This window comes from Pengzhenrongella sp., from assembly GCF_036565025.1.
In the GTDB taxonomy this organism is placed as follows: Bacteria; Actinomycetota; Actinomycetes; order Actinomycetales; family Cellulomonadaceae; genus Pengzhenrongella.
This window is the reverse complement of the sequence record NZ_DATCNW010000407.1, coordinates 1-8658: the sequence shown is the minus strand read 5'-3', so window position 1 is coordinate 8658 and position 8658 is coordinate 1. Positions and strand designations below refer to the sequence as shown.

Below are 8658 nucleotides of genomic sequence, written 5' to 3'. Positions count from 1 at the left end.
TTATCTGCGGTGACGTCGTCGACGCCGCACCCTGGGCGCCCAGGATCGTGCGGGAATCGGGCCTCGATCTTGGGCGGCAGATGGCGGGGCCAGGGGGCGACTCAGGGTGCTTATCTGCGGTAGACCACTGGAGGGCTGATGACGGCGGTGCGCCGGACCGCAGTGCAACCGGCCGGACCGGCGCTCGGGGAGGCCGCGGCCGCCTTCCTCGAGGGCGTGGCGAACCCGAACACCGCCCGTGCCTACGCCGTCGCCCTGGCCGCGCTGAGCGCCGAGCTCGGCCTCGGCGCACCGCTGACCACCCTGGAGGGTGAGGTGGGCGCCGACCGGGTCGGACGGTGGTTCACCGCGCAGTGGGGCCACCGGGCGCCGGCGACGTTCGACCTGCGCCTGGATGCCCTGTCGGCCGCGACCAGTTGGTGGCGCGACCAGGACTGGCTGACGGGCGACCCGCTGGTGCGCCTGACCCGGCGCCCACGCATGGTCGACCGGACCAAAGCCCTGTCCCACGCGCAGGTCGACGCCCTGCTGACCGGGAAGAGCCCGCTGCGGGAACGGACGCTGTGGCGGCTGCTCTACGAGTCCGCCGCCCGGGCCGGAGAGGTCCTCGCCCTGGACGCCGACGACCTGGACCTGCGCAACCGCCGCGCGAAGGTCCACCGCAAGGGCGGGGCGGTAGACGTCATCACGTGGCGCACCGAGACCGCGCGGCTGCTGCCCCGCCTGCTCGGCAAGCGCCGCACCGGCCCGGTGTTCCTGACCGACCGGCGCGCCCAGGTGCAGCTCGCCCCGCTCGACCTCGACCCCGCCACCGGCCGGGCCCGGCTGTCCTACCGCCGCGCCGCCGAGCTCTTCACCGCGGCCGCCAACGGCGCCACCCTGCACCAGCTGCGCCATTCAGCCCTCACCCACGCCGCCGAAGACGGCACGAACACCGCCACCCTCCTCTCCTACTCCGGGCACACCTCCGTCGCCTCGTTGGCGCGCTATGCCCGAGTCTCCCCAGAAGCCCTCGGCCGCTGGCAAGCCGAACGCGACCCAGCCCGACGCCGCTAGCCCGCGGCCAGCACTCGCCTAGATGCGGGGCGTGGGGAGTGTCGACCCCGACTCGTCACCAACCCCGGCCGCGGGCGGCCTCCCGGAGCTCGCGAGCCTGTGCATCGAGCCTGGCGTCGTCACACTCACCTGACATCCATTCTCCGAGCACCCTGACGACGTCAGATACCGACTCAGTGACGCGGTCGGTCTCAATGCGGTCATCCAGGAGGGCCCCCCGTGCTCGGTCCTGTCCCTCGTCAGCGTCAAGGGCCGACAGGAGCTTCATCGACGCGTCGGAGGCGAACCTGGCAACAACCGGGTGGTCCCGCTTGGTGAGGACCTGGAGCAGCGACAGGCGACTGCCTGCCTCGTCGGACCACGCGGAGAGTTGCTCCGTCGACATACCCACCACACTCCTACTGAAGTGTTGGATGACGGCGTGTGCGGCGACGCCGGTCCTCTCCTCCCTCACTCGCAAGGCATCCTCCGCGCGGCGCGAGTCCTCGCGCCGGCGGTCGTGGCGCAGCGTGAGCCAGAAGACGAGGAACAGCCCGACCAATCCGAAGATCGATCCGACGGAACCGTCGAGTAGCACTGCCCACCACGCTGTCGCGGTCATGACGACACCTTCCTCGCCAAAGCAACCCGACCCAAGCCCACGAACACACAAGACACGTCAGCTACACGCCACTAGCCCACCGCGCCAACAATGATGAATACGACCCCGAGGATGAGCGTGACAATCGAGACGCCCGCCCACAGATTCGGAATGTTCTGCCGATCGTCGCGATAGTTTGTTGATATCCCGACCGCCCACAGTGATGCGAGCGCGTTGATCAGTGCAGGTACGAACGCAGCCTGCCCGCCGCAGAGGAACGCGCCGGTCCCGGCAACGATCAGCGAGAATACGAACACCAGTCATCCTCCTAATCGAGGCCCAGTCTCGTGCCTGTGCCCAGCCCATTACACCGATCGACTATGCCGACCCCGAGAGCTTGGCCACGTCGCTGACCAGCATGAACGCCGAAAGGTCGGCATAATCCGAAATCCAACGCGCCGCCACGAGGCGAGTGCACGGAGTTCGGAGTTCAGGGCGAGCGCCACTTGCCGTGTTCGCCAGCCATCGGGTTGCCCAGGAATGCATTCTGGAGAACCCCCGAAATGAACCAAGGGAAATCTGTCTGGTAAATGGTCTCGTAGTGCGCCTCCCACTCGACGGGTAGGCGAAGGCCCCATCGGATCCTGACCGTTGGCGCGCCCATCGCCTTCTCGACACCGATGATTTTCCGAATGGCCTCTACTCCGAGGTTGTTTGCTTCGATCACCAGGGCCTTCTCAGCGGGATCGAGATCATCCACGTTGGTGCGGTACACGCGGTAGATTTCGCTCGGGATCATCGCCCCGAAGGGACGCAGGTGCTGCTCTATGCGCCCAATCACCCACTCGGCAGACAGCTGAGGGTCCATAGGCGGAACCTACTCCGGGGCGGACAAACCCGCCGGGTTCGTCGCTTGTGCGATTCGCGGCACCTGCGGTCCCTGACTCGCCGGCGAACTCGGTGCCGCCCGAACGCGTTCGTACGACTCCACGGATTCGGATTGCGGCTGGTGACGGCACCGTTACCAGCACGTCTACGTGCCGATCGCTCATGGGGGGGGCGGCCAGTCCGCGTGGCTGGTGGCGGTTACCCAGTGGGGCCACCCCTGCCGCGTGCCGCGCAGTAACCTCGATCATGGCACCGAGCCGAACGGCGCGGGCCCTCGTGCTAAGCGCCGAGTTGGCCTCGAGGCTGAACGATCGCTGTGTCACGTGGGGCGCCCGCATCACAGAGGGCGCCCGCGGCCATCCTGTCGTCATGATCGACTCCGGCTACCGAAATCGGACGGGCCTCACCTACCGCCTCGGCGGGTGGACCTCAGTCACGTGGCTCATGAACGACGACGGATCGGTCGCCAAAGAGCACGCTGCGGTGCTGCTGGCAACTGGCCGCGGCAGCGTGCCGGAGGTGGTTGACCGGTTGGCCGATTCGCTGGCACAGGCGTATGCGGCTGCCCTCAGCGGTTGTGCAGCCAACGGTGTCCCGGCCGATGACCCGCAGGTGCTTTGGTTTCGCGAAGCTCTGTGGCATCTCTCCGGGCGTCCACCAGGCCAGTGGCCCTGAGCCGTGTCTCGCACGTGAGGCACGCGGCGTAGGGCGTGGACGCGAGTGCGCTACTCCTATCCGGGGATCTGCCCGGTGATGACTGCTGCGGCGACGCTCACGACCATGTCCCGGCCGGCGCCCACTAGGCCGTCGCGGACCTTCTCCAGACGGGACCGGTCGGCGGGCTTTGCCTGAGCGATCAGGGCATCGAGCGCGGCCATGAGTCGATCCGCGCCAGCCTCTGCGCTGGGCCACAGCCCCAGCTCACGTCTCGCCTTCGCCGAGATGTGGGTGATGACCACGGGCCCGCGGAGCTCCTCAACCCTCATGCCGTCCAGGTATCCGTCGTCACTGAGCGCGTCGACCGCGATCTGCGCCTGGGCCGGGTGTTGACCGCCGCGTCAGGTGATGATGACCGCGTCACTCGCGGTGACGATGATTTTTGGGCAAAGGTGAGCCCCGCCGGTCGGTGACCGGCGGGGCTCATGGTCGTGGTGTCGCGGTGGTGGTCAGTCTGTCGTGACCTCGGTGACGGCTGCTCGGGCGGAAGACTCGTCGACGATTGTCTTGTTCGTCGCGAACGCGGCGACGAGAGCTTGGACGGCGAGGTTGTTCACCGCTCGCGGCAGGCCGCGGCTGACTTGGTGGATCAGCGCGGTCGCGTCGTCGCTGAACAGGGTGTCGGACCGTCCAGCGAGCTTGAGGTGATGGATCAGGTAGGTCTTGGTCTCCTCGGGTTGCATCCCGGTCATCGCGTAGCGCAGGGCGATGCGTTGGTCGAGGGCGGCGAACGTGCCGAGCTTGATGCGCCGGCGCAGGGTGGGTTGTCCCACGAGCAGGCAGGCGAACGGGCTGTGGCTGTCCATGTCCGCGTTGGTCAGGAGCCGGAGCTCTTCGAGCTGGTCGACGCCCAGCAGGTGCGCTTCGTCCAGGACGAGGACCACGCCGCGGCCGCGTTCGTGTTCCTCGGCGGCGAGCATCTCGCTGGTCTGCGGGATCAGGGACGCCTTGTGGAACCGTGGGGTCCCGCCCAGGGCGGTGACGATCCCCGCGTAGAGGCCGCGGGCCCCGACGGCCGGGTTCGCGAGGTAGATGACCGTGGTCCGGCTGGCGTCCAGTCCGGCGAGGGCGGCGCGGATCGCGACGGTCTTGCCGGCCCCGACCTCCCCGGTGATCACGCCCAGGGCTCGCTCGCTCACGCACCACCCGATGCGGGCGACGGCTTCGGCGTGGGCGGTGTGGCGGTGCAGCATCTGCGGCGCGAGCCCGCGCCCGAAGGGCATCCGGGTGAAGCCGTAGTGCGCCTGCAGGTTCTCGATGGTCATCGCGGGTCCTCGTCGCTGGGATCGTTGGTGGGTTCGGGGGTGAAGCGGGGGAAGTCGGTGAGGTCGGCGAGGTCGAGCTGTCCGGGCAGGGCGCCGGCCGCGAGTTCCCGGCCCAGAGCCGCGAAGCCGGCCAGCTCCGCCTCGAGCGCCGCATCAACCTCTTCACCGGCCCCGCCGGCCCGGTCGCCGGTGGGCAGGTCGGTGTAGTTGATGCGGGTAGCGAGCTCGCGGTGGTGCTGGTCGGCGACCAGGGCGAGGTAGTCGATGCCCGTCGCCACCGGCGGCGCCGGGGCGGTCTCGGGGTGGGCGCCGGGATGGACGTGCCGGGAGATCTTGTGCGGGACCGCGATCCCCATCGGGCGTCCCTGGAAGCGGACGTCCAGGGCGGTGAGGTCGAACGGGTCGAAGACGACCTCGATCCGGCGCCCGACCAGCGCGGCGTCGACCTCGTAAATGTTGCCGTGCAGGGAGAATGTCGCGGTCTTCGTCACCGTGCGCCGCTGCGACCACAGGAATGCTTCACGCAATGCCGCCGGGGTCGGCAGGGCCGGTGGGCCGGGCGCGAGGAACCGTTCCAGGGGCGCCTGGCCCGTCTCGCTATGGACCCGCCGGTGGTAAACGGTCTCGACCCACCCGGCGAACAGGTCGTTCATCCTGGTCAGGTCCCCGACCGCGTCCAGTGCCCCGGGAACGGCAAGCTCGACGAGGAACTGCTCACGGACGGTCCGAAAGAACCGTTCGATCTTTCCGCGCCCCGCGGGCTGGCGCGGTCTTGAGTGTGTCAGGCGAATTCCGAGGCTCGCCAAGGCCCGTAACAATGGGGCGGCAACAAAGGCGGAGCCGTTGTCGACATACACGGTTTGGGGTATTCCGCGGGCTGCGAGGCCCGCGCGGAGCGCCGCCTCCAGGCGCACGGTGTCCTCGCTGTGTCCCCACCGGTAGCCCACGATGGCCCGGGAGTGGTCGTCGATGAACGCGAACAAGTACGTCTTGCGCCCGCCGACGACCGGGCCGTGCAGCGCGTCCCCGGTCCACCGATCATTCGGCGCCGCGGCCTCGAACCGGCCGAACGCTTTGGGTGGCATCCCATCGGGGCGGGTGTTGAGCTCCAACCGGACGAACAAGCGCTGCAACGTCCGCTCCGAGGGCGCCGTGCCGGCGTGCGCGGCCAGGATCGCCCCGACGTGCGCCGCGGTGCGAGCCGGGACCTCCCGCTTCAACGCGGCCGCCAGGTCCAGCACCATTTGCGCGGTGCGCGGCTCGGCGTAGCGGGCCGACGGCATCAACGCGTCGAACCCGCCGGCGCGCCAGGCCCGGATCCACCGGTCGAGGGTGACCCGGGAGACCACTACCCGTTCCCCGAACGGACCCGTGTGCTCGGTGCCTGCGAGCTCGCGGACCAGCATGCCGCGTTGACGGGTGCTCAACGCCGGATCCGCCGGCTCCCGGATCAGGGCGTACCTGTAGAGCCCGATGTCACGGGCCCTGTCGGCGCGAGCGTCGCTCGCCTCGTCGTGCTGTGTCATCGGTGCCCCCAGCTGCTCGGTGACCACGGCGTGATCAACACAGCGGACGCTTCCGGACCCACCGGGAGCTGCCCAGGGTCAACTCGTGTTGGCCCGCGCCCTCACCCGACCTCACCGACCGGCGCCGGGCCGAGGAGCAGCCCGCCGCTCGCGAGGGACGCGAACTGCCACGGCGAACGCGGACCGAACCGCCTGGCCGCGGCCGCCGACGCCAGACCCAGGACTTCGAGCGCGTCACCGAAGACCGACCCGCGCACCACGACCGGCGCGCTCTGCGCGTCCAGGGCGTGCAACAGCTCGGTGAACGAGGCCCTCCAGCCCGCCGCGCGGACCGCGAACCGGCGCAACCAACCTCGGACCGTGCTCACCGGCCGGCGGAGCACGACCGCGATCGGCCGGTGGCCCGAACCACCGGCCTTCGCGACGAGCGCGGCACCGATCACGACGCTCGCATCCGCGCGGCGCACGAGCATCGAGGAAGGCAACAACACGTGGGTGGCGCCGCACCCCGAGCACGACGAGCGACGCGGACGAACCTTGACCGTCACCTCATCGTGGCGCAGCCCGCGCGGGCGGGCGTGGCCCCACGGCCGGAGCTCACCGCCGCATCCCGGACACTTCAACTCGCCGCGAACCAGAGATCGGGAGACCTCGAGCGGGTCAGTACCTACGATCAGCACGGGTGCCTCCAAGCACCAAGCGACGGCCCTCCCTTCCGGCTAAGGAATTGGGGAGGGCCGTTGCGCTTCGATGGACGTCATCACGCTCTCGTCGCCAACGACGAAGGGCAACCGCCAACCGCTGCCCAAATCAGATCATCACCCTCAGCGACGCCAACCCACCCCCACGTGGTCAGCCACGGTGTCGCTCAACAGCCGGGTCGATGTTCAGCTGATCTGCCAGGGCGCTGACGTAGAGGTTGGTCTCGCCGCCCTCGAGCCGTCGCGCGGCCTCCCGGAGGAGAGGCAGTTCGCGTCCGCTCCATGTGTCCTCAAGCTCGTTCATACCCCTGCCTCTCACTCGTCGCCCTGCACCGACTCCTCTAGGCGCCGGCGCGATGGGTGACGATGCTCGGCAGCCACGATAGGACCGCACCGGTGTTCCATCTAGCCACGACACGTCATCCGAGTAGCGTTTCCCGGACACCAGTTGGGGGAGTAGCCATGACGTCGAAGAGCTTGACTTCACTCCAGAGCACCGCCGCCGAACAGCTCGCGAAGTACACATCGCCGACGGGGTTCTACGGGTATGAACGGGATACACCGGAAACCGGCCGTTGGGAGTGATGGTGCTGGTCAGCGGTCGGTGGGCAGGCTGTCGATGGCTCGTTGCCGGTCCGCGGCGGTGGGCAATGCGTAGGCGCGGGTGGTCTTGGGGTACGGCCAAGGTAAGCGTAAAAGGGGCCATGAGTTGATCGGTCGGGAGCGAGGACCCGTCCGGCGGGGCGGGCCAGGCTCGGGGTCCGATACTGCCGTACAGCCAATGGCGTTAAGGATCGGCGATCGGCTCTGACCTGCATCGATGCGCGACAAGCTCACGCCGAGGTCGACTCACCAGCACCGGTGAAAGCCTCGCGCAGACCGTTCTAGGACAGCATTACCGCAGATCAGAGCTCACCAACTGCGTTGGCGCCACTGGCTGTACGGCTGCATGCCAGACCCTGACCATGACGGCCCCGAGCTCGGCCGGTGACTCCACGACGGGTGCAGTGGTGTCGTTCACGGAGTGCAGATGCGCGGCACCGGCGGCTCAAGGCGCTACAACCGGCGGAGTAGGTCCGCCTTCTTCGCCTCGAACTCCTCTGGGGTCACCACACCCAGGTCGCGCAACTCGCCGAGCTGACGCAGTTGCGTCATGACGTCCGGGGGCGCCGGTGCGATTACAGGGAACTGGACAGGCTGATGAGCGGTCGCGATCGCTGACTCGATCGCGGCCCGGAGCTGCAGGAACACGGCCTCTTGGGTGGTCATCACGACCACTGAGTTCTCATCGTGGACTGCGTCGACCGTCTGGTGGCCGAGCCGGGACCTATTCTCGTTGCCGCCGGCGACCGTGAACGCTATGAACCCGTTGACGAACGGGCCGGGCTTCTTCCACTGCACCGCGGTGATCGACCGGAGCGGTATGCGCTTCTCGCCCTTGCCGACGGTCATCCGCGCCAAAGCACCGGTACGCACGATCGTCACAAACTGGCCGTCGAAGATCACCGTGCCGGTGTGCCCCTTGGCGACCATCGGCGACTGAGGGCTGGGCGGCAAGCGGGTCGGCGGGGGGCCGTGCTGCGCCACCTGGTGTGTGGGCTGGGAAACAGTCTGGGTCTGGCGGACAACCTGTTTCCCGGGGCGCGCGGGTGGCTGGCGTGGTGCACGGTGCTCGGTCCACTGCTGGCCGTCCCAGTACCGCAGCACGTCCCCATACCCGGGATCTGGGTACCAGCCCGCCGGTGGCGTCTGACTCATGGCTCGAACGGTAGCGCGAGTGTTCGTGTGGGTGCGGGCTCGGCGGTCGCCCGCGTGTAGGCCCTTGAGGACCATCCGCCTCACGGTTCGCGAGGGCTGGCTGGTCCCGAACGTCAGCCGTTGTCGGTGTCCATTTCCATGGTTGTGACACAGCCACCGTGAGACGG

11 protein-coding genes and 1 pseudogene are annotated in these 8658 nt (G+C 68.7%); 2 read left to right on the top strand and 10 right to left on the bottom strand.

The features are described from left to right. Positions 1-138: 138 nt before the first annotated feature. The gene (locus VIM26_RS23155) at positions 139-1056 is read left to right on the top strand and encodes a tyrosine-type recombinase/integrase (RefSeq protein ID WP_331955690.1); all 918 of its coding nucleotides are present in this window, start codon (positions 139-141) and stop codon (positions 1054-1056) included. A 55-nt stretch (positions 1057-1111) separates the two neighbouring features. On the opposite strand, the gene VIM26_RS23150 is transcribed toward VIM26_RS23155, so the two are convergent. From VIM26_RS23150 to VIM26_RS23140, 3 genes are all read right to left on the bottom strand, one after another. After that, the gene (locus tag VIM26_RS23150) at positions 1112-1657 is read right to left on the bottom strand and encodes a hypothetical protein (protein ID WP_331955689.1); all 546 of its coding nucleotides are present in this window, start codon (positions 1655-1657) and stop codon (positions 1112-1114) included. A 71-nt stretch (positions 1658-1728) separates the two neighbouring features. Continuing rightward, positions 1729-1953, bottom strand: coding sequence for a hypothetical protein (locus tag VIM26_RS23145; protein WP_331955688.1), 225 nt, complete (start codon positions 1951-1953; stop codon positions 1729-1731). 173 nt (positions 1954-2126) lie between these two features. Continuing rightward, on the bottom strand, positions 2127-2504 hold the full coding sequence (locus VIM26_RS23140) for a hypothetical protein (protein ID WP_331955687.1): 378 nt from the start codon (positions 2502-2504) through the stop codon (positions 2127-2129). 389 nt (positions 2505-2893) lie between these two features. On the opposite strand from VIM26_RS23140, the gene VIM26_RS23135 reads away from it, so the two are divergent. After that, the gene (locus VIM26_RS23135) at positions 2894-3199 is read left to right on the top strand and encodes a hypothetical protein (RefSeq protein ID WP_331955686.1); all 306 of its coding nucleotides are present in this window, start codon (positions 2894-2896) and stop codon (positions 3197-3199) included. A 56-nt stretch (positions 3200-3255) separates the two neighbouring features. On the opposite strand, the gene VIM26_RS23130 is transcribed toward VIM26_RS23135, so the two are convergent. The 7 genes and pseudogenes from VIM26_RS23130 to VIM26_RS23100 all read right to left on the bottom strand — a co-directional run. Further along, the gene (locus VIM26_RS23130) at positions 3256-3510 is read right to left on the bottom strand and encodes a hypothetical protein (protein ID WP_331955685.1); all 255 of its coding nucleotides are present in this window, start codon (positions 3508-3510) and stop codon (positions 3256-3258) included. Positions 3511-3690: 180 nt separating this feature from the next. Then, positions 3691-4506: an ExeA family protein gene (locus tag VIM26_RS23125; RefSeq protein WP_331955684.1), complete on the bottom strand. Its 816-nt coding sequence runs from the start codon at positions 4504-4506 to the stop codon at positions 3691-3693. After that, entirely contained in the window at positions 4503-6032 is a 1530-nt protein-coding gene (locus VIM26_RS23120; RefSeq protein ID WP_331955683.1) for a DDE-type integrase/transposase/recombinase, read from the bottom strand. The genes VIM26_RS23125 and VIM26_RS23120 overlap by 4 nt, the downstream gene beginning before the upstream one ends. A 101-nt stretch (positions 6033-6133) precedes the next feature. Further along, positions 6134-6505: a hypothetical protein gene (locus VIM26_RS23115; protein WP_331955682.1), complete on the bottom strand. Its 372-nt coding sequence runs from the start codon at positions 6503-6505 to the stop codon at positions 6134-6136. Between the two features lie 379 nt (positions 6506-6884). Beyond that, positions 6885-7037: a hypothetical protein gene (locus tag VIM26_RS23110; protein WP_331955681.1), complete on the bottom strand. Its 153-nt coding sequence runs from the start codon at positions 7035-7037 to the stop codon at positions 6885-6887. A 752-nt stretch (positions 7038-7789) separates the two neighbouring features. Beyond that, positions 7790-8239: a DUF4429 domain-containing protein gene (locus VIM26_RS23105; protein ID WP_331955691.1), complete on the bottom strand. Its 450-nt coding sequence runs from the start codon at positions 8237-8239 to the stop codon at positions 7790-7792. Positions 8240-8386: 147 nt separating this feature from the next. After that, positions 8387-8491 (bottom strand): annotated as a pseudogene (locus tag VIM26_RS23100) (DUF2510 domain-containing protein); the annotation flags it as partial. Positions 8492-8658 lie beyond the last annotated feature (167 nt).

What these genes read in the sequence shown, in the direction of transcription:
- VIM26_RS23130 (WP_331955685.1), bottom strand. Translation starts at nt 3,510, where the DNA reads ATGAGGGTTGAGGAGCTCCGCGGGCCCGTGGTCATCACCCACATCTCG.
- VIM26_RS23155 (WP_331955690.1), top strand. Translation starts at nt 139, where the DNA reads ATGACGGCGGTGCGCCGGACCGCAGTGCAACCGGCCGGACCGGCGCTC.
- VIM26_RS23110 (WP_331955681.1), bottom strand. Translation starts at nt 7,037, where the DNA reads ATGAACGAGCTTGAGGACACATGGAGCGGACGCGAACTGCCTCTCCTC.
- VIM26_RS23135 (WP_331955686.1), top strand. Translation starts at nt 2,894, where the DNA reads ATGATCGACTCCGGCTACCGAAATCGGACGGGCCTCACCTACCGCCTC.
- VIM26_RS23150 (WP_331955689.1), bottom strand. Translation starts at nt 1,657, where the DNA reads ATGACCGCGACAGCGTGGTGGGCAGTGCTACTCGACGGTTCCGTCGGA.
- VIM26_RS23140 (WP_331955687.1), bottom strand. Translation starts at nt 2,504, where the DNA reads ATGGACCCTCAGCTGTCTGCCGAGTGGGTGATTGGGCGCATAGAGCAG.
- VIM26_RS23125 (WP_331955684.1), bottom strand. Translation starts at nt 4,506, where the DNA reads ATGACCATCGAGAACCTGCAGGCGCACTACGGCTTCACCCGGATGCCC.
- VIM26_RS23115 (WP_331955682.1), bottom strand. Translation starts at nt 6,505, where the DNA reads ATGCTCGTGCGCCGCGCGGATGCGAGCGTCGTGATCGGTGCCGCGCTC.
- VIM26_RS23120 (WP_331955683.1), bottom strand. Translation starts at nt 6,032, where the DNA reads ATGACACAGCACGACGAGGCGAGCGACGCTCGCGCCGACAGGGCCCGT.